The sequence below is a fragment of the Candidatus Pelagibacter sp. genome, from assembly GCF_052048095.1.
Taxonomy (GTDB): domain Bacteria; phylum Pseudomonadota; class Alphaproteobacteria; order Pelagibacterales; family Pelagibacteraceae; genus Pelagibacter.
Genome location: NZ_JBNAKG010000001.1, coordinates 885,251 through 905,083, shown reverse-complemented (window position 1 = coordinate 905,083; position 19,833 = coordinate 885,251). Strand labels below are relative to the sequence as shown.

Sequence of the window (19,833 nt, the reverse complement as noted above, 5' to 3'; positions counted from 1 at the left end):
ATGTATACTCCTATTAAAGAAAAAAAAACAATTTTACAAAGCATAAAAAAGGAAGTGAATATTTTTTTTAAAAAAATATATTGGAAAAATATTACTAATTTAATTTATTTTTATAGATCTTTTAAATTCAAAAAAGAAAAAAGAGTTAACCTAATATCATTGGTTTGTATTTCAAAAAATAGATCAAAAAGATTGAATAAAGCTATTAAACATCTTTATAAAAATACAAAAAATATAGATTTTATTGAATTAAGAATATTTATAGATGAAGATGATAAAGAAATTTTTATGTATAAAAAGATCATTAAAGATTTTTCCAAAAAAATGAAAATTTATTTAGAAATCGGAAACATAGAAAAAAATACAGCTAAAATGAATTATTTATGCAAAAAAAGTAAAGGAAATCTAATTTGGGGTTTCAATGACGATATGTATTTAAATAAAGATTGGGACGAAGAAATAAACAAAGAGTCAAACAAGTTTCATAAGGATGAATCATATTGTATTTGGGCAAATGAAGATGGATTAAAGTACAGTTATTTACACTGCAATGCACCAATAATTAGTAAAAAGTGGTATGAAACATTAGGTTATTATCTTTGTGAAGAATTTTATCATTATTACGCAGATAATTGGTTATGTGATATTTCTAGAGGAACATATAAATTTATAATTACCAAAAAGAAAATATGGAAGCATGATAATGTTGATAGTAATTTAAATTTATTTGATGAAACATATTCAAATTTAAAAAAAAAAAGCAGAATGTATGATGAAAAACAAACCTATATAGATCTACAAAAAACAAAAAAAGAAATAATAAGTAAGATTATTAATTGATATTTAAAATTTTAAGAAAATTAGTAGCAACAATTGAATAATTCTTAGAGCCTCTTAAATTAAATAAATTTGATTTTAAATATAAATATAAATTATCATCACTCAAAACTTGAGTTGCGTAATTAATAAATTCATTTTGGTTTTTTGCGATATACCCAGTTTTAGCATGAATTACTCGTTCATATAAACATCCTTTTCCCATTGTAACAATTGGAACACACAATTCTCTTGCCTCTTCTGCTGCTAAACAAAAAACTTCAGTTTTATGGCCTGGGGTGAGAAACAATCTTGAGTTTTTTAAATCATTAATAAGATCAAACTTATCGCCCTTATTTCTTATAATTATATTTTTTTTAATTTCCTTATAATTAAGTTCATATGGAGGATTGATGTATAGTTTAGAATTTTTGATATTTTCGTTAATTTTAAACCATGAATTTATTAAAAAATCTAAATTTCTATCAGATTTTGTAGTAAATATGGCATTTGCATCTGGTATTATATCTTTGTCAATTTTCGTATTTAAAAATTCAAAGTCTGGTGCAATTTCAAGAATTTTTTTTCCATACATTGATGTAAAAAAATTTCTTTTATTGTAATGGTACTCGCCTTCCAATATTAGTTTTGGTTTAAATTTTAAAAATGGAAATAATTGTTTTTTTCTAATAAATTTTTCTATTGATTGAATGCTATGAGACCATAAAAAATTTTTTTTACAATTTAACTTATAAAATAAATTGGCATCACCTTTAGCAATAACATAGTCTGGAATATCATTTAGAGATAAATTATTAATATTTTCCCAAATAACGTTTTTAATTTTTTTAGGTTTAGATGTATTATTAAAAACTTTAATAAGCAGATTTTTTTTTTTCGATAATTCGTTTGTAATATTAATTGTTGTTTTTTCAGAACCGCCAATTTTAGGATTATCTAAATCTTCTCCATTATGATCATAGGAATTTTCTATAAAATAAATTTTTGTTGGCTTTGGCATGTTAAAAAAATATTCTAAGATAAATTATTTTAACAAATTAAGTATCTTAAGATAATAGTATACTAATTTATTTTTTATTAAATCATAAATCATTTGAGAATTTATTTTTGGATCATATAATTCACCATTGTATTCTCTCGAAATATCACCTTTTAAAAAATATTTTCTAAAAAATCTTGGCGAAAAACCATATTTTAAAATAAATGTTTTAGTTCCATCATTTAATTTCATTTTTGATTTTCTAGTTGTTACAGAATTAAAATGATACACTTTAAATTTTGAAAGAGATCGATAGATACGAACTTTTTTTTTCCACAATTTCATGCATAAATCTGGATCAGAACCATCACCAGGAGTAAATTCTTCACTAAATCCCCCCACTTCTTCCCATAAATTTTTATGAATTAAATGAGGTGACCAATGTGAACTTTGATAATCTTTTGATTTATCGGTTGAACAAAAAAGATTAAATTTGTCCTCATTAAAATCTTTATATGTTGATCCACAATCATAATTTATTAAACCTTTATTAACTGAAATGTTTGTGCCTGCTAAATAATAATTATTATTTTTCATATTTTTAATTTCATCCGTCAGATACACATCCCAGTTTTTACAAAAAAACATATCATCATGAGCATAAAGGATATAATCAGTGGTTGCTTTTTTTGAAATAAGATTTATCGATTTACATAATCCAATATTTTTCTCTGAATATGTAAAATTTAATTTTTTTTGTTTCACATAATTTAAAGTGCCATCAGACCCATCATTAATATGTATGAGTATCTCATGTTCAAAAAATGAGTTTTGATGTATCGAATGTAAAAATAATTTTAAGTAATCGATGTTATTGTAAGTTGCTATTAAAATACTTATTCGCATTAAAATAATTTAGATTGTTTTCCAATCGATATATCTAAAATATATTTAGTAGTTAATTTTTCATTAAATAATTTGAAATATTTCGCTTTTCCTTTTTGAGCAATTTTTTTTCTTATATTGTCTTTTTTTTTATAAAATTTTATTTGATCAGCTAATTCATCAATATCTTTATAGAATATAATTTCATTGTTATTAAATATTTCATTTATTTGAGTTTTCTTATCAATAAATGTTAGTAAACCATTTCCTACTAAAGACGCAATTCTATTACTTGAATAATATTTAGTTGGTTTGCCTCTACTTAAATTAAGACCCATTTTTGAATTTATAAGAGCTTCATTAAAATTATTACCCCAAATAGGGTCTTTGTTTTCAAATCCATAAAAATCATAGCTAACATCGCTTATTTTTTTTACAAGCTTATTTAAGAAATTAATTCTATTATCGATTTTACCTTTTTTTAACCCTGCCCTGTTAACCCCATGACTCATTGCATAAAAAATATCTTTGTTAGGATTTTGTTTATAAACATCAAAACATTCAATATTTTTATCAACCGGCACAAAAAAGAAATGAAAATTTGATACATTTAACCCATAAGATTTTAAAATTTCTGGATGAGTTGTTATAAAATTGTGGTCAACTAAATCTTTATAAATACTAAAATTAGCTATATTATTTTTCGAATAATCAAGTCCTTTCATAATAGGGTCTTCATTCCATTGAGAAATGATTAAATTTTTTTTATGATTTCTAAAAGTAGATATAGTTTCTTGGTCAATATTATTTGTATGACCAAACAATAACAAATCAGGATTGTAGTTTTCGAAGGTTTTGATCAAATAATTTTGAAATTTTTTTTTTGCATTATTTGTTAAAAAAAATCTGTTTGATTTGATAAAATCTCTATCACTTATTTCTAAGACATCATGATTATTTCTGATAAATCCATTGGTAAATTTTTTACCAATTGAAATATTGTAAAGTCTATGATTCATTTTTTGTCCAATATTATAAATATTCATGATTTTCATTTTGTTTGTAATGTAATTCAAACTAAAATTATAAATTAATTTATTTCTTATTTTGTCGATCATCACAGTATTTGTTTTAATTATATGGGTAACGTCTAAATAAGCTTTTTTTTGAATTTGAGTTCTTAAATTCTTATGTAATATTAGTTTGTTAATTACTTTATAAAGTTCGATTTCATTATTATGTTTTAAAATAATTTTATGTTTACAAGTCTCTGGTAAACCTCCTCTGTTTGAAATGATTGTTGCACAACCTAAAGATGATGCTTCTAAAGCAGTTCTACCAAAAGGCTCCTCCCATTTTGAACAAACAACCGCAATACTTGTTTTTTTTAAATGATTGATTACTTTACTATGATTCAGAAATCCTAATTCTTTATGTCTTGAATGATTTATGTATATTTGTCTGCGTTCTTCATTACCAATTGAAAAAGCTTTCCAATTTTCATGTTTATCTAAAATTTTTGTAATAGCATTTTTAAATATATCATAACCTTTTGACATATTTAATTTACCAACAAACGTTATATATTTTTTTTTTAAAGGAAGATGAGATATCTTGTTTACACTTGGATAAATAATTTCTGTATCGTTCATTAATTTTTCATCTAAATTTTCAAAAAATTTTTTTTGTGTCCACTTACTAACAAAAATTATCTTATCAACATTTTTTAAAAGCCAAAGTCTTTCAGATACTGATTTAGATCCTTTCATCATCAGGGGATTATTGTGAAAATAAAGGATATATTTGACTTTTATTCTTTTTTTTAAATTTATGAATATTGTTGGTCTATTATGTATCTCAATTATATCAACATCTTCACCTTTTATTAATTCATAAAATTTATCACAATATTCACTTGTGGTGCTTTGAAATTTATTTTTATTTTTTAGAGGTATATTTATGTAATTTTTTGTTAAGAAATCTTTTGAATTTGTACTACCATAAATATAATTAGATTTTTTAAATCTTGAATTTTTGAAAAACTCACTAACCCATAAAGCTGCTGCTTGTGCTCCACTAAAAGTATAATTTTCTTTATAAGGTAAAACGGTAGCTATATTTCCTTTAACAATCATTTTTTTTTAAAATAGATAATCTATGTTTTCTATCATTTTTAAGTAGATATTCATATGACATAGCTTCATTTTTACTTTTAAACTTTTTTTTGAAGATTATTTTCCACTTATAACCTTTTGTTGATTTAGCACCTTTATTAGAATTATGTAATTTCAATCTTTTTGGAATATCAATTGTATAACCCACATAAGTTTTAGGTTTTATTTTGTCTATGGTCTTTAACATGTAAACAAAAAAAGGCATTATGTGGCGGTCCCTAGGGGAATCGAACCCCTCTTTCATGGATGAAAACCATGTGTCCTAACCGATAGACGAAGGGACCAAGAGCTAGTCTTTTATTGTAAAAGTTTCGAATTATCAAGGTTTTTTAGCAATAATATCAATAATGTTAATATTAACCATATTATTATTTTTATAGGAAATATTTAGTTCAGCTAAAACACTAATTTCTTTTTTATAATTTAATAAATATTCACCTATTTTTGAATTTAAAACATTAAAAGCAATAGAATCATAAAACTTATTTTTATTATCTTTTAATAAACATGAAATATGTAGTTTATTAATAATCTTTGGTTTAAATACTTTTAAATTTTCTATTAAAAAAAGAGGTTTTTGATTACCATTACCAAACGGTTCAAGTTTATTAATGTTTTTTATAAAATTAATATTTAATGCTGTAGATGATATTTTAGAAATATATTTTTTTTTGTTTTCAATGGACGAAATTTTAAGTGAACTTAAATAATCTTTAAATTTATAAAAATTTTCTTTTCTTAAATTAAAACCTCCAGCAGCTTTATGTCCACCCCCACTTTCAAGAATATTTAAATGAACAGCATTATTAATAATTGATCCAATATTAATGTTGAGTAAAGATCTAGCAGATCCTTTTAATCTATTTCCTGATTGAGTAATGACAAAAGTTGGTTTATTGAATTTTTCAACGCAACGAGCAGCGATTATTCCGATAAGTCCTTCTGGTATTTCTATATCTTTAATAAGTAATATATCTGATTTATCGTTTTTTAACTTTTCAAAATCTAAATTTAGTAGGATGTTTTTTTCAATTTCTTTTCTTTTAAGATTTAATTCAACAAGTTGATTGTAAATTTTTTCAATCATTAACCTATCATCTGAGATCATTAATTCTACTGCTAGATAAGATTTATTTAATCTCCCACCCGAATTAAGAATTGGTCCTACTAAATAAGCAAAATCTTCTACTTTTAATTCATTATTTTTTTTATTTTTTTTTAAAATTAAATCAAAAAAATAAAATAATTTATAATGATAATCATTAATTGCCTTTTTAACTATATAACGATTTAAGTTATTTAAAGGCATCACATCACATATAGTTGCCAATGCTGAGAGTAAATTGTATTTTTTTTTTTGAAAATCTAATTTTAACTCTTTATAAATTAATTCAATTAAAAAATATGCAAGAGCACTAGAGCAAAGATTATTTAAAAATTTATTATCATAATTTTTTTTTGGATTTATAAAAACAGTTGCTTTAGGATATGGTTTTATAATTTCATGATGATCTATAATTATTGTTTGTATTTGTAGTGTGTTTAAATAATCTATTTCTTTTTTTGATTTAGAACCTGAATCCAAAATGATAATTAAATCTGTTAATCTCTTTTTAAGTTTTTTAAATAAATCAATTGAAATACCATAACCGTCTTTATTTCTATCAGGTATATAAAAATCAAACGGATGATTAATATCTTTAAATAATTTTAAAAACATTACTGTTGATACAGATCCATCAACATCATAATCACCAATAACTAAAATTTTTTTTTTGTTTTTAATGTGTCGGATAATAATATTTTTTGATTTGTTAAAATCTGAATTTAATAAAAAAGGATTCTTAAAATTTATTAAATTATTAATCGAATAAATTTCTTCTTTTGTAAAATTATTATTTGAAATTATTTTTGAAATAATTTCATTAAATTCATAATCTTGAGATATTTTTTTAACTTTTAAATTATTGTGTTTAATTTCGGTCCATTCTTTACCTGAAATTGAAATCATCAGATATTGTATTCTCTTTTGACTTTTCGTTTAAAGTTTGAGTTTTTATGAGTAACTAGAGTTTCAGATGTAAAACTTTTGTCATAAGATTGGATGCCAGACACAAGATCACCCGATGTAATACCTGTCGCGCAAAAAATTGAATCTCCAGAAACAATTTCATTAAGTGAATATTTTTTTTCAAAATCACTGATACCCATTGATTTTGCTCTTTGTTTGTCATTTTTATTTTCAAATAAAAATTTTCCCTGAAAAAAACATCCATATGCATCCAAAGCAGAAGCGGCCAAAACCCCTTCTGGACCTCCCCCGATACCAAGAAATAAATCAACTTTAAATTCATCATTTGTTACTAGTAACGCTCCAGCAACATCACCATCAGTAATAAGTTTAGTTTTTGAGCTATTATTATGTATTTCTTCAATAATTTTTTTATGCCTTGATCTGTCTAATATGCAAACTGTTAAGTCTTCAATATTTTTATTTTTATATTGGGCAAGGTTGTCTAAATTTTTTTTAACACTAAAATCTAAATCAACTATATTTTTTTGATCAACTTTAGCAGCTATTTTATTCATATAAGTTTCTGGCGCGTGAAAAAGATTGTTTCTTTCTGCGATTGAAATAACTGATAATGCTCCTGGTAGATTTTTAGCTGCAAAATTTGTCCCCTCGAGAGGATCAACTGCAATATCAATATCAGGACCGTTTTTAGTACCTAATTCTTCACCAATGTATAACATGGGAGCTTCATCAAGCTCCCCTTCGCCAATAACAACTTTTCCATTAATATCCATTTTATTAAGACATTGTCTCATTGCATCAACGGCAGCTTTATCTGCAGCAATCTTGTCATTTTTTCCCACTATATGTGATGAAGCATAAGCAGCTCTTGAAGATACTTCTATAAGTTGATCAATAAATTTTTTATCAATTGTCATTAAGCAATTTGAATATCTTTATTAGCATTTAGTTTATCTTCAAATTCCCTTAATCTTTTCCATACAGAAATTAGTTCTACAATTGTTGACCAACTTTTCACTAAGTATTGTAATGATCCTTCAACTCTACCAAATGCTCTTGTGATTTGTTGAACAAATCCTAAAGTGATTGCTCCAGTAACAATTGTTGGTGCTAATGCTAAATAGGGAACAATTACCATTCCTTGAAAATAACTCCATTTGACAGTGTTAAAATACAAATAGTGAAAATAAGATTTATAATGTATTCCTCTTACTCTATTGTACAATTGACCAATAGTTGGAGGAGCAGCTCTTATAGGATCATCTTCACCATGTACTAATTCTTTTCTATAACCCGCCTCTTCTTTTTGTATATCGTATTCAATGCCAGGTAATTTGATACCAACAGCAGCAAGTAACAATGTTCCTCCTAATGCTGAAATTATCGCTACCCAAACTAGCGCATGATCAACTTCACCAATCCAAGGCAAAACATCTATTTGTTTTGAAAGACCCCACAAAATTGGAGTGAATGCCACTAAAGTCATTAAACTATCCAATAATCCAGTTCCAAGACCTTCCATAATTCTAGCAAACTTAAGTGTGTCTTCTTGAACTCTTTGAGAGGCACCTTCCGTTAATCTCGCATTCGACCATTGCTCATGGTAATATTCTGCCATTGAAGTTCTCCATCTAAAAACCCAATGACTAGTAAAAAAACCTGTAAATACAGCAATCAAAATCCATAAAGCTGCAATTTTTGCAAAAGTGAAAAGATAACCAATAAATTCTTTTTCAGAAACTGAATTTGGTGTTGTTAAAGCTTTTTGAAGAGTGTCGTAAAATTCACCAAACCATTCATTAATTTTTACATCAAGTTGAACTTGATACCATGTAGATATTAAAATAAAAAGAGATCCAAATATACTCCAAAGAAACCATTTTTTTTGTGTAAAAAATTTAAACATTTTTTATTTTAAAAAATTATCTGCGTAAGATTTTTTAACAATTTTTCTTTTTCTAGGTTCAATTAATTCAGCATCAATTTTATTTTTTTTTGCATATTCTAATGCAAGTTCTTTTGTGGAGAATTCAAGCTTAAGTTCAGTTAAAGTATCATCAGAACTTTCCCATCCCATTAAAGGATTTTTGGTAGGATTATTTGTTTCAAATTCTAAAATCCATTTAGAAGTTTTCCCTAAACCAGATTGCATTGGGTTTTTATTTGGTATGTAGATTTTAGCTTTTTTCATACTAATGGTCGGAGTGGCAGGATTCGAACCTGCGACCCTCTGGTCCCAAACCAGATGCGCTACCAGGCTGCGCTACACTCCGAGAAAATAACTAATACAGTACTTATAATAATTTTCAATGAATAAAGATCATCAAATTAAGGACATTTTGAGCATTTCTGTTATAAAAAAGTTATGATTATTAGCTGTCAAAATTGCTTAAAAAAATTTGATGTTGAGGATAATTTAATACCAGAAAATGGTCGAATGTTGCAATGTAGTTCTTGTGACCATAAATGGTTTTTTAAAACTTCAAATACAAATGAAGCAATTGTATCAGAAGAAGTAATCCCTGCTAATCATGGAAACTTTAATAATTATGAACAAATTGAAACAGATAGTGCCAATGTAAATGAAATTAATTCAAAATTTTCTAATTTAAATTTTGGTGCTGTATTCATAAAGACTTTAGCTTATTTTATTGTATCGATTATTACGCTTACAGCCTTCTTAATTATTTTAGACACATTTAAATCACCTCTTAGTGGTATTTTTCCAAATTTAGAACTTTATTTATTTAATTTAATTGAAATATTGAAAGATGTTAAATTTTTCATTAAAGATCTTATTTTTTAAATATGATTAATTATATCTCAAAGCCTTTTAAATGGTTTTTCAAGCTAGAAGCTGCAAGCGGATTAATACTTCTTATAGCAGCAATCTTGGCTTTAATCATTAGTAACAGCACATTAAGTGAATTTTATTTCCGCACTTTAGAAAAGTATCTGTTTATTGGTATTAATGAATTTGGTCTAAAGTTGTCTGTTCATCATTGGATAAATGATGCTCTTATGGCAATCTTTTTCTTTTTTGTAACCTTAGAGATAAAAAGAGAATTTTTACAAGGTGAATTATCAAATCTCAAACAGGCAATGTTACCAATCATAGCTGCAGTTGGTGGAATGGTAATACCTGCTTTGTTCTATGTCATAATTAATTATGGAAATAGTGAAACAATCAATGGTTGGGCTATACCTTCGGCAACAGATATTGCCTTTTCTTTAGGTATACTTTCATTACTCGGTTCTCGTGTGCCCATCTCTTTAAAAGTCTTTTTAACAGCTTTAGCAATTATTGATGACCTGGGTGCAATTCTAATTATAGCATTTTTTTACTCAGGCGATTTAAGTATAGTTTACCTAAGTTTAATCTTATTATCATTTATTCTATTATTAGTTTTAAACAAATTTTCAGTTAAAATATTTCTACCATATTTGATTGTAGGATTATTTATGTGGTACTTTACATACAAATCAGGTGTGCATGCAACAATAGCTGGAGTTTTATTAGCCGCAACAATACCACATAGATCAAAAGAAAAGGATTTTTCGTTATTGGTTAAACTAGAACATGCTATTTCACCATATGTAGCTTTTTTAATTATGCCGATTTTTGCTTTTGCAAATGCAGGAGTAAGTTTAGAAGGATTAACTTTTAGTACATTATTAAATCCTGTTCCATTAGGAATTTTATTAGGTTTATTTTTTGGGAAACAAATTGGAGTATTGTTATTTTCATATGTATCAATAAAAATGAAATTAGCTGAAATGCCAAATAATTCTAATTGGCTGAGTGTTTACGGAGTTTCGATATTAACTGGTATAGGTTTTACAATGAGTTTATTTGTGGGTAATTTAGCATTCGCAGACAATCTACAATACATAGATGGTGTTAAAATAGGAGTTTTAACTGGATCGCTATTGTCTACTGTATTTGGATATTTGTTACTTTTAATTTCTTCAAATAAAAGATGAATAAAAAAAAAATTTTTCTATACTTATTCTTAATTATGTTTTCTTTTTTATCAAAATCTAATGCAAATTATGAAAAAGTGTTTTATGATTTTAGTATCAAATCTATAACTGGAGAAAATTTAGATTTTTCAACATTTAAAAATAAAACCATTTTGATGGTAAATGTTGCTAGTAATTGTGGATTTACAAAACAGTATAGTGATCTTCAACAATTGTACGACAAATATAAAAACAACAATTTCATAGTATTAGGTGTTCCATCAAATCAATTTGGTGGTCAAGAGCCTGGTTCAAATGAAGAAATTAAGGAGTTTTGTGAAACTAATTTTAATATTTCATTTCCAATGACTGATAAAATTGAAGTTAAAGGTGATAATGCTCATCCAATATACAAATGGGCAGAAAAAAATTTTGGAAGTTCATCTGTTCCAAAATGGAATTTTCATAAGATTTTAATTAATAAAGAAGGTAAAATTCAAGAAACATACGGTTCATTCACAAATCCCATGTCATCTAAAATTATCAAAGAATTAGAAAAAATATTATAATTCTAATTTCATACCATCATATGCTGGCACAACGTTTTTTGGTGTGATTTTTTTAAGTTCGTTATAGTCTAAATCAGAATGAAGATTGGTAAGAATAGTTTTTTTAGGCTTAAAAATATTAACCAACTTTAAAGTATTTTCTAAATTTAAATGAGAAGGATGATATCGGTACCAAAGACAATCTATTACAAGGTATTTTAGTTTTTTAAAATTATTATATTGTTTTTTTTCAATGTTACTTACATCACTAATATAAGCTAATTTATTATCTATTTTATAACATACACTATTTACATTCCCATGTGGGACAGAACAAGATTTAATATTAATTTTCTTATTTCCATCTTTTACATTGATATTATTTTTTAATTTATTTAATTTTATTGTTGCGGGGTATTCTTTGTTAAAGGATTTAAAACAATAACCAAAAGCAGATTTTAAGTACTTTGTTGTAGGTGCATCTGCATAAGCTGAAATGGTTTTTTTATTTCTAATATAAAATACTCTTAAATCATTAATTCCATGAGTTTGATCTGCATGCATGTGTGAATAGAGTACTTTATCAATTTTTGTAATTTTATTATTTAAAAGTTGTTGCCTTAAATCCGGTGACGTATCGAATAGAATATTTTCATCTTTTGTCATTAATATTCCGGAACATCTGGTTCTATAGTTTTTTGGATTTTTAGGATCACATTTGCCAAAGTTGCCGTCGGCTCTAGGCACCCCCATAGAGCTACCACAGCCAAGAATTATAAATTTCATATTAAATTAAATAAATTATTAAAATTGTTAGTAGTTTTTAATATTAGATTTTCTAAAGTAACATCTTTTATTTCACTTAGTTTTTGAGCTGTATGTTTAATAAATGAAGGCTCATTTTTTTTACCTCTGTTAGGAACTGGAGCTAAAAAAGGACTATCAGTTTCAATTAAGGTTTTCTCGATTGGAATATACTTAAATGTGTTTTGTAATTCTGTTGCATTTTTAAATGTTATTATACCGCTTGCTGAAAAGTACGCATTTAGTGTCATTAGTTTTTTTGCAAAATCTAAACTTCCAGTAAAGCAATGCATCAATATTTTGAGATTTTTTTGTTTATATTCTTTTAGGATATTAAAAGTTTCATCTTCAGCATCTCTTGAATGTATAATTACAGGTAAATCAAGTTCTATTGAAGCCTCTATATGATTTATGAAACTTGTTGTCTGATCTTCTTTCTCTGAATTTTCATAGAAAAAATCTAAGCCAGTTTCCCCTATTCCAATAATTTTTTTATCAAAATTAGCATTATTTACTATCTCATTTTTTGATAGTTTATTTAATTTAACTTCATGAGGGTGGATACCAAATGTTCCATATATCATTGTGTTATCCTTAATAATCCCTTTTATATTATTAAAACTTTTTAACGATGTACTTATTGTGAGCATTTTGGTGATACCAACATCTTGTGATCTTTTAATTACATTTTTAAGATCGCTGAATAAAGGCTCATGGTCTAAATGACAATGTGAATCAATCATTTTCTTTTATTCTTTCAATCTTATTAAATAAAATACCAACTTTATTCAATTTTGTATTTCCTTTTAGATAATTATGATCAGATAAAGTTGATAAAATTATATCTTTTTCCTCTAAACCAAATATTTGTAAAGCTTTAAGAGATGATGAAGGTATGATTGGATATAATAAAAACGAGATTTTTCGAACAATTTCCAAAGTAGTATAAACAATTGTATTTAGTCTTTTTAAATCATTTTTCTTTTTCCAAGGCTCTTGGTCATTAAAGTATTTATTGGCTTCAAATAATGAATTTACAATAAAATCGATGTAAAAATTTACGTCTTGTCTATCAATTTTTTCTCTAATTAGCTCAATATTGTTTGTAAAATTATCTAATATTTTTTTATCATCATCATTAAACTCAATATCACTAGGAACAATGTCATTACAATTTTTGGAAGCAAATGCTGTAACTCTTTGACAGAGATTTCCATAATTATTTGCTAGATCACTATTGATACAATCTTCCAACCGTTCTTGAGAAATATTACCATCATTACCAAAAGATACTTCTTTGATTAAATAGTATCTAAGAGGATCCAACCCATAATTATCAATTATTTTTAAAGGATCTAAAATATTCCCTTTCGATTTTGACATTTTCTCATTATCAGAGAGTATCCAACCATGACCATAAACTTTCTTTGGTAAAGGTAATTTAGCTGCTAATAAAAAAGCAGGCCAATATATTGCGTGAAATCTTAAAATATCTTTACCTATCAAATGAATTGATGCTGGCCAAAAATTTTTATACAGATCATCTTTTGTATCTGGGTAGTTTAATGCACTGATATAATTAGTTAATGCATCTAACCAAACATAAATAACATGGTCATGATTATCTGGTACTTTAATACCCCATGAAAAACTTTTTCGACTAACAGATAAATTTTTTAATCCACTTTTTACAAAACTTATAACTTCATTTTTACGGCTTGGTGGAGAAATAAAATCTGGATTGTCTTCATAATGTTTTAAAAGCGCATCTTGCCATTTTGATAATTTAAAAAAAAAAGATTCTTCCTCAATCCACTCAACTTTTGATTTGGAGGAAATTGCAATTTTAACACCATCAATTTCCTCTATCTCATCTTCATTATAATAAGCTTCATCTGAAACCGAATACCAGCCAGAATATTTAGATAAATAAATATCACCTGATTTTTCAAGTTCTTTCCATAAGTGTTGAACAGAATTTTTATGCCTTTCTTCTGTTGTTCGTATAAAATCAGTATTCGTTAAATTGAGTTTTGAGGATAAATCACGAAATGTTTGGCTAATTTCATCACAAAACTTTAAAGGTTCAATATTTTTTTTTTCAGCTGATCTTTGAATTTTTAATCCATGTTCATCTGTACCAGTTAAAAAATGAACATTGAAACCATCAATACGTTTAAATCTAGCAAAAAAATCAGCAATAATACTCGAATAAGCATGTCCCATATGTGGTTTAGCTGAAGGGTAATAAATTGGTGTTGTTATATAAAAATTTTTATTCATTAATTAAGTTTTGTTGCAATTTAAGAAATATACTTTCAGTATCAAGATTAAATTTCTTAGTATTATTTACTGATCTTATATGATTTTCATAATCTTTATTTGTAATAGACTTAATATTTCTTAAATAATTAATTTCAATCAAATTATAAATTAAATCACTTATTAAAGTTTCTTTTTTGTAAATTCTATCTTTTATAATTGTTTTAAGAAATTCATTTAAAGTAATATTTGAAAGATCTATATTATTCATTTTAGCAAATTCGCAAATATTAACTAAATCACCAATAGAGAAATAATAATTTAAAAAATCTTCATTGAGGATTTGATTAATATTTTCACCTATTATCTTTGAACTAATTTTAAATATTTCATCTGATGATAAAGAAATATTAAAACTCAAACATCGTGATTTGATAGTTGGTAGAATTTTTGATGAATTATTAATCAGTATAAAAAATATTCCTTCATTTGGTTCTTCTAAAATTTTTAGTAAAGCATTAGATGAATTTGGATTCATTTTTTCAAGATTATTAATTAAAATAAATCTAGGTTTGGAATTGAAATTTGATTTATTACAAAAATTAATCAAATTTCGAATTTGACTGATTTCAATATTTTTTCTTTCATCATTTAAATCAATCAAAAATAAATTTGGTGAGGATTTATTTATAATAAGTTTATATGAATGGTTTTGATCATTAATTTCATAATTCTTTACATCATAAGAAAAGTCTTCATCTAAAGATAAACAATAGTTTATAAAGTGATTAGCTAATGTAAATTTACCTATACCTCTTTTGCCATTTAAAAGAATTTTATTAGGTAATTTTGTTTTTTTAAATAATAGAACAAGTTCATCAAAATATGAATCTAAACCGTATAAGTTTTTTTGATAAAACGGATCTAAATTCATCTTAAAATTTTTTTGATCTGATTAATGATTTGATGTTTATTAAAATCAATATCTAAATTTGAGTTAACTATTAGGTATTTTTTTTTATTTTTTTTTGACAGCTTTAAAAAACCATTTTGAACTTTATTGTAGAAATTAAATTTAAATTTGTCATAACGATTTAAATTTTTTCTTTCTTTTAATCGAGAAAACATATTTTTTTTGTCAACAGTATGCAAAAAAGTAAAGTCCACTTTTATATCTTTAAGTAAAAAATTATTTATTGTTTTAATTAGGTTTAAATTTACACCCATTCCATAATGTTGATAAGCTATAGTTGAGTCTATAAACCGATCAATTAGGATAATTTTTTTTTGAAAATTTTTTTTTAATAATTCAATATTTTCACTTCTTGCAGATAAATATAATAAAAGGTCAGTTGTTTTATTAAAGGAAGAATTTTTTTTTAATATCAAATTTCTAATTTTTTCCGCATTTGAACTTCCTCCGGGTTCTCTAATTTTAAGATATTTTAATTTTTCTTTTTTTAAAAAATTTTCAACAAATTTAATGTGTGAAGTTTTTCCAGATCCTTCTATACCCTCGAAAACGATAATTGGTTTTTTATACATCACCCCAAATTAAATAATTTAAGGATCTTAACAACCTAGAAAACATGTTTAACTTTTTTACTTCTTGTGCTGCAAACAAATCATATTCACCTATAATTTCTTCGTCGTAAACAATTTTTAATTTAGCCACTTTGTCATCTTTATAAATTGGAGCTTCAATTGGTCCATCATAATTTAATGATATCTTAAGATTTTTTTTTCTAGCTTTTTTAATTGTCTTATAAATATCTTCTTTTGTGTAAACTTTTACAGTAGCTTGTTTTCCTAGCCACACGTCAACTTCAGAGATTGATTTTTCTGCTTCAGTAATTTTTACTAAATCGAAATTAGTTAATCCATAAGTCAAAATTTTTGTACTTTCTCTAGACCTAGCATTTTTGGTATCAAAACCACTTCCTACAGCAATTAATCTTCTACCGTTTCTATCTATTGATGATGCCAAAGAATATTTTTCAACTGCTAGATAACCTGTCTTAATTCCATCAGCACCTAAACTTTTATAAAGTAAAGGATTTCTGTTTCCTTGAGTGATCGGATCCCCACCTGTTCTATCCCAAGTGAATTCTTTTTCTGAAAAATATTCGTAATATTTTGGATATTCTTTTATTAAATAATTAGACATTTTTAGTATGTCTCTAACTGTTGAATAATTATTTGGATCATTAATACCAGATGAGTTTGAAAAATTAGTATTTTCCATACCTATTTCTTTTGCTTTAGCAGTCATCAATATTGCAAATTCTTCTTCTGTACCTGCAATACCTTCAGCTAATGCGACACACGCATCATTTCCAGATGCTACAATAATACCTCTTAATAAATTTTCTACAGACACTTCATCACCAACCATGATAAACATAGAAGAATATCCTGCAGTTGATAATCTCCACGCTCTTTCTGATACTATAAATTTATCATCTAAGTTAAGATCGCCAGATTTAATTAAGTCAAAAGCAATTATTGCAGTCATAATTTTTGTCATAGATGCTGGATAAATAGAGGCGTCTGCTTCTTTCTCATATAGAATTTTACCCGAATGAAAGTCTTGTAAAATTGCAGATCTAGCTTTTACATTAAATTCAGCATTAACATTTGTTGTAATTAAACTAAAAATTAAAATTATATATTTAATAAAATTATTCATTTCTTAAAATCTCTAAATTATCAAAATTTAATACGGTTGCTTTAATATATGAATCTTCGAGAGTTTTTATATCATTAAATGGCCCCAGTATAACTCTAAATTTTGTTTCAGAAATTGTGATAATCTTATAATTACTTATTTTAGTTTCGTTTTTAATTCTTTTGATCATTTCTTCTGCAGAACCTCTATAAAAAAAATCTGCAATTTTAATAGAAAATGAAATCTTTTTTTTTTCAGTTTCTTTCTTTAAATTTTTGGATTGATTTAAATCACTAATAGTAATTCCATCAACAGGTGCTTTTTCGGCAACATTTTTTTCTTCATCAAAAGTTTTAGTTTTTTTTGCAACAAAAGAAGAATTATTTTCAATTAATTGAATTTCAATATAGGGTTCATTGATTGATATCTCTATATCGTTCGAAATCCTTTGAGAAATAACTGAATTATAAAATAAAGGGAAATTAACATTATTTGAGTGATTTTTAGCAATAATACTTTTTCCATTTATAAGATTAGTAATTTTCACATTAGCATTTTTCTTAAGATTTCTATTAAAGATTAAGTAAGACCTATTGTCTAATTTTTTAGAAATGATTTTGTCTTGAAACAATTTATCTTCATATACAAGTGTAAATCCCTTATTTGAATAAAGTTCTTTAATTGATATTTTTGATATTTTACTCGATTGATTTGGAGCTACACAATTAGTAATTAATAATAATACAAAAAATAAAATTAAATTTTTATAATGCATTTTTGAATTTATTTTTTAATGTACATACTGCTAAACCAAATCTTAATGACCTATTCCATTTCAGAATGACTTCATAATTTGAAAAAACTAAATATGCAGGTTTTAAAGGATCTGCATTTTCAACTATATCTTTATCTGGAGTTATTATGCCTACGATAGAATTCTGATTAATATCGTTTGGATAAAATTCATTTTTTATATATTTTTTAAATGAATTAATCTTTTTCTTATTGTTTATGTTTCTTGCTGAGGTATTTAAAAATTTTGCTGGAACGTTTTCATTAAGCTCTATTTTTTGAAAACATGGCTGATTTTCTTTCCATCCTATTTTGGATAAATAATTTGCAGCTGAAGCAAATGCATCTATATTATTTTTTAAATCAACTTTTTTATCCTCATTATAATCAATTGCATAATTCTTAATTGTGCTAGGCATAAATTGAAAGAAACCAAAAGCACCCGCCCAAGAACCATATAAAGTTTTATAATTAACTTTTTCTTCTTCGATTAATTTTAACAATGTTATTAGTTCATCGGTAAAGAATTCAGATCTTCTTTTATCAAAACTTAATGTTGCAAGAGAAGATAATATGTCCATTTTTCCAACATAAGAACCAAAATTGGTTTCGATCCCCATTAAGGCTAGCATTAGTTCTTTTTCTACAGAAAATTTATCCTCTACATTATTAATAATATCAGAGTTACCTTTGTATAAGGTTAAGCCAGAATTTACTTTCTTGTTAGATGTTCTTTTTTCAATATAAGTTTTTGTATCTTCATAAAATTCGGGTTGATAGCGGTCATATTTAATGACATTTGACAAATATTTTGTGTTTTTAATTGTTAAGTTAAAAGTTTCCTCTGAAATTCCATTTGATAAGGCTAATTTTTTAAATTCATTTTTCCAAGCTTCGAAATCATTGTTTATGTCTGCATATGATTTATTTAGAAAAAAAATAATAAATATAAAAATATAGCTAATTTTTTTCATATAAGTCCTTTAAATAAATAAATACAGCAATCCATATAATAATAAAACTAACAAATTTATTTAACGAAAATTCTTCATTATAATAAAAATATCCCAATAAAAATTGTAAAGTTGGAGTTATATAAAAAACCATACCAGTTGGACCTAGACCACATAATTCAACACCCCTCACATAAAGAAATAAAGGAATCACTGTCATTGGACCCGCTAATGTTAATAAAAGCATTAATGGAGGGTTCGAAATATCAAAATAATTATTTCCATTTTTTATAATGAAATAAAAAACTATTAATGCAATTGGTAAAATAAAAAGGCTTTCAATTAATAGTCCAATATCGGTTGGAACATTAATTTTTTTTCTCACAAGGTTATATAACGCCCAGCTTATAGCTACCAAAATACCTACCCAAGGTATAGCTTTGATGCTAAAAAATATTAAGTATAAAATTGAGAATATAACAAGCCAAATTGAAATAATTCTTTTTTTATTCAATTCTTCTTTAAAAAAAATAAAACCTAGCAAAACACTCATTATAGGCATAATGAAATATCCAAAACTTGCATCTATTATTCTGTTTGTTGCAACTGCATATATCCATACAGACCAATTAGAAAAAATTAGAAAACCAGAAATGAATAAGTAAAATAAATTTTTTTTATCATTAACAGTTGAAAAAAAAGAATTCCATTTAGATAATAAACTTGTCGTAATAACTAATGCAATTGCAGTCCATAAACAACGATGAACAATTACTTCAGTGTAACCAATGAATGAAATTAATTCAAAATATATAACACCAATAAATCCCCACCAAAATGAACCTAAACTTGTTAAAATAAGACCTTTATTGAAATCACTGTTCATAAACTAAATAAAATAAGAAATACTTAATGTTTAAATGATTTTCTTGT

General features: G+C 25.3%; 21 protein-coding genes and 2 tRNA genes. 4 read left to right on the top strand and 19 right to left on the bottom strand.

The window, feature by feature from the left end:
* Nucleotides 1-840, top strand: a complete 840-nt coding sequence (locus ACTT9P_RS04720) for a hypothetical protein (protein WP_440909540.1) — start codon at nt 1-3, stop codon at nt 838-840.
* Here ACTT9P_RS04720 and ACTT9P_RS04715 read toward each other — a convergent pair.
* From ACTT9P_RS04715 to ACTT9P_RS04670, 10 genes are all read right to left on the bottom strand, one after another.
* Complete coding sequence (locus tag ACTT9P_RS04715) at nt 833-1,837, bottom strand: glycosyltransferase (protein WP_440909539.1); 1,005 nt, start codon at nt 1,835-1,837, stop codon at nt 833-835. The genes ACTT9P_RS04720 and ACTT9P_RS04715 overlap by 8 nt on opposite strands.
* Before the next feature lie 24 nt (nt 1,838-1,861).
* Complete coding sequence (locus ACTT9P_RS04710; RefSeq protein WP_440909538.1) at nt 1,862-2,722, bottom strand: glycosyltransferase family 2 protein; 861 nt, start codon at nt 2,720-2,722, stop codon at nt 1,862-1,864.
* Nucleotides 2,722-4,836 (bottom strand): glycosyltransferase, encoded by a 2,115-nt coding sequence (locus tag ACTT9P_RS04705; RefSeq protein WP_440909537.1) that lies wholly within the window; start codon nt 4,834-4,836, stop codon nt 2,722-2,724. The genes ACTT9P_RS04710 and ACTT9P_RS04705 overlap by 1 nt, the downstream gene beginning before the upstream one ends.
* Nucleotides 4,826-5,080, bottom strand: a complete 255-nt coding sequence (locus tag ACTT9P_RS04700) for a GIY-YIG nuclease family protein (RefSeq protein ID WP_440909536.1) — start codon at nt 5,078-5,080, stop codon at nt 4,826-4,828. The genes ACTT9P_RS04705 and ACTT9P_RS04700 overlap by 11 nt, the downstream gene beginning before the upstream one ends.
* Before the next feature lie 4 nt (nt 5,081-5,084).
* Nucleotides 5,085-5,159 (bottom strand) — tRNA-Glu (locus ACTT9P_RS04695).
* A 35-nt stretch (nt 5,160-5,194) separates the two neighbouring features.
* Complete coding sequence (locus tag ACTT9P_RS04690; protein ID WP_440909535.1) at nt 5,195-6,886, bottom strand: single-stranded-DNA-specific exonuclease RecJ; 1,692 nt, start codon at nt 6,884-6,886, stop codon at nt 5,195-5,197.
* Nucleotides 6,886-7,827, bottom strand: a complete 942-nt coding sequence (glpX, locus tag ACTT9P_RS04685) for a class II fructose-bisphosphatase (protein WP_440909534.1) — start codon at nt 7,825-7,827, stop codon at nt 6,886-6,888. The genes ACTT9P_RS04690 and glpX overlap by 1 nt, the downstream gene beginning before the upstream one ends.
* Nucleotides 7,827-8,816 carry a putative transporter gene (locus tag ACTT9P_RS04680; protein ID WP_440909533.1) on the bottom strand — a complete coding sequence of 330 codons (990 nt, stop codon included), beginning with the start codon at nt 8,814-8,816 and terminating at the stop codon, nt 7,827-7,829. The genes glpX and ACTT9P_RS04680 overlap by 1 nt, the downstream gene beginning before the upstream one ends.
* Nucleotides 8,817-8,819: 3 nt before the next feature.
* On the bottom strand, nt 8,820-9,101 hold the full coding sequence (locus ACTT9P_RS04675; RefSeq protein WP_440909532.1) for an ETC complex I subunit: 282 nt from the start codon (nt 9,099-9,101) through the stop codon (nt 8,820-8,822).
* A gap of 5 nt (nt 9,102-9,106) precedes the next feature.
* Nucleotides 9,107-9,183 (bottom strand) — tRNA-Pro (locus ACTT9P_RS04670).
* 92 nt (nt 9,184-9,275) lie between these two features.
* Between ACTT9P_RS04670 and ACTT9P_RS04665 the strand changes: the two genes are divergently transcribed.
* Genes ACTT9P_RS04665 through ACTT9P_RS04655 form a run of 3 tightly spaced genes read left to right on the top strand, consistent with a single transcriptional unit; the run spans nt 9,276 to nt 11,442 of the window.
* Entirely contained in the window at nt 9,276-9,716 is a 441-nt protein-coding gene (locus ACTT9P_RS04665) for a zinc-ribbon domain-containing protein (RefSeq protein WP_440909531.1), read from the top strand.
* Nucleotides 9,717-9,718: 2 nt separating this feature from the next.
* On the top strand, nt 9,719-10,894 hold the full coding sequence (nhaA, locus tag ACTT9P_RS04660) for a Na+/H+ antiporter NhaA (protein WP_440909530.1): 1,176 nt from the start codon (nt 9,719-9,721) through the stop codon (nt 10,892-10,894).
* A complete protein-coding gene (locus ACTT9P_RS04655) occupies nt 10,891-11,442 on the top strand; it encodes a glutathione peroxidase (RefSeq protein WP_440909529.1) in 552 nt (183 codons plus the stop codon). The genes nhaA and ACTT9P_RS04655 overlap by 4 nt, the downstream gene beginning before the upstream one ends.
* On the opposite strand, the gene ACTT9P_RS04650 is transcribed toward ACTT9P_RS04655, so the two are convergent.
* The 9 genes from ACTT9P_RS04650 to rarD are packed head-to-tail and all read right to left on the bottom strand — an operon-like array spanning nt 11,437 to nt 19,786.
* Entirely contained in the window at nt 11,437-12,207 is a 771-nt protein-coding gene (locus ACTT9P_RS04650; protein WP_440909528.1) for an MBL fold metallo-hydrolase, read from the bottom strand. The genes ACTT9P_RS04655 and ACTT9P_RS04650 overlap by 6 nt on opposite strands.
* Nucleotides 12,204-12,968 (bottom strand): TatD family hydrolase, encoded by a 765-nt coding sequence (locus ACTT9P_RS04645; RefSeq protein WP_440909527.1) that lies wholly within the window; start codon nt 12,966-12,968, stop codon nt 12,204-12,206. The genes ACTT9P_RS04650 and ACTT9P_RS04645 overlap by 4 nt, the downstream gene beginning before the upstream one ends.
* Nucleotides 12,961-14,508 carry a methionine--tRNA ligase gene (gene metG / locus ACTT9P_RS04640; protein WP_440909526.1) on the bottom strand — a complete coding sequence of 516 codons (1,548 nt, stop codon included), beginning with the start codon at nt 14,506-14,508 and terminating at the stop codon, nt 12,961-12,963. Before metG ends, ACTT9P_RS04645 begins: the two co-directional genes overlap by 8 nt.
* Nucleotides 14,501-15,421: an AAA family ATPase gene (locus tag ACTT9P_RS04635; protein WP_440909525.1), complete on the bottom strand. Its 921-nt coding sequence runs from the start codon at nt 15,419-15,421 to the stop codon at nt 14,501-14,503. The genes metG and ACTT9P_RS04635 overlap by 8 nt, the downstream gene beginning before the upstream one ends.
* A complete protein-coding gene (gene tmk, locus ACTT9P_RS04630; protein WP_440909524.1) occupies nt 15,418-16,032 on the bottom strand; it encodes a dTMP kinase in 615 nt (204 codons plus the stop codon). Before tmk ends, ACTT9P_RS04635 begins: the two co-directional genes overlap by 4 nt.
* On the bottom strand, nt 16,025-17,176 hold the full coding sequence (locus tag ACTT9P_RS04625; RefSeq protein ID WP_440909523.1) for a D-alanyl-D-alanine carboxypeptidase family protein: 1,152 nt from the start codon (nt 17,174-17,176) through the stop codon (nt 16,025-16,027). Before ACTT9P_RS04625 ends, tmk begins: the two co-directional genes overlap by 8 nt.
* A complete protein-coding gene (locus tag ACTT9P_RS04620; RefSeq protein WP_440909522.1) occupies nt 17,169-17,930 on the bottom strand; it encodes a hypothetical protein in 762 nt (253 codons plus the stop codon). The genes ACTT9P_RS04625 and ACTT9P_RS04620 overlap by 8 nt, the downstream gene beginning before the upstream one ends.
* The gene (locus ACTT9P_RS04615) at nt 17,920-18,921 is read right to left on the bottom strand and encodes a lytic murein transglycosylase (RefSeq protein ID WP_440909521.1); all 1,002 of its coding nucleotides are present in this window, start codon (nt 18,919-18,921) and stop codon (nt 17,920-17,922) included. Before ACTT9P_RS04615 ends, ACTT9P_RS04620 begins: the two co-directional genes overlap by 11 nt.
* Nucleotides 18,908-19,786, bottom strand: a complete 879-nt coding sequence (gene rarD, locus ACTT9P_RS04610) for an EamA family transporter RarD (RefSeq protein ID WP_440909520.1) — start codon at nt 19,784-19,786, stop codon at nt 18,908-18,910. The genes ACTT9P_RS04615 and rarD overlap by 14 nt, the downstream gene beginning before the upstream one ends.
* Nucleotides 19,787-19,833 lie beyond the last annotated feature (47 nt).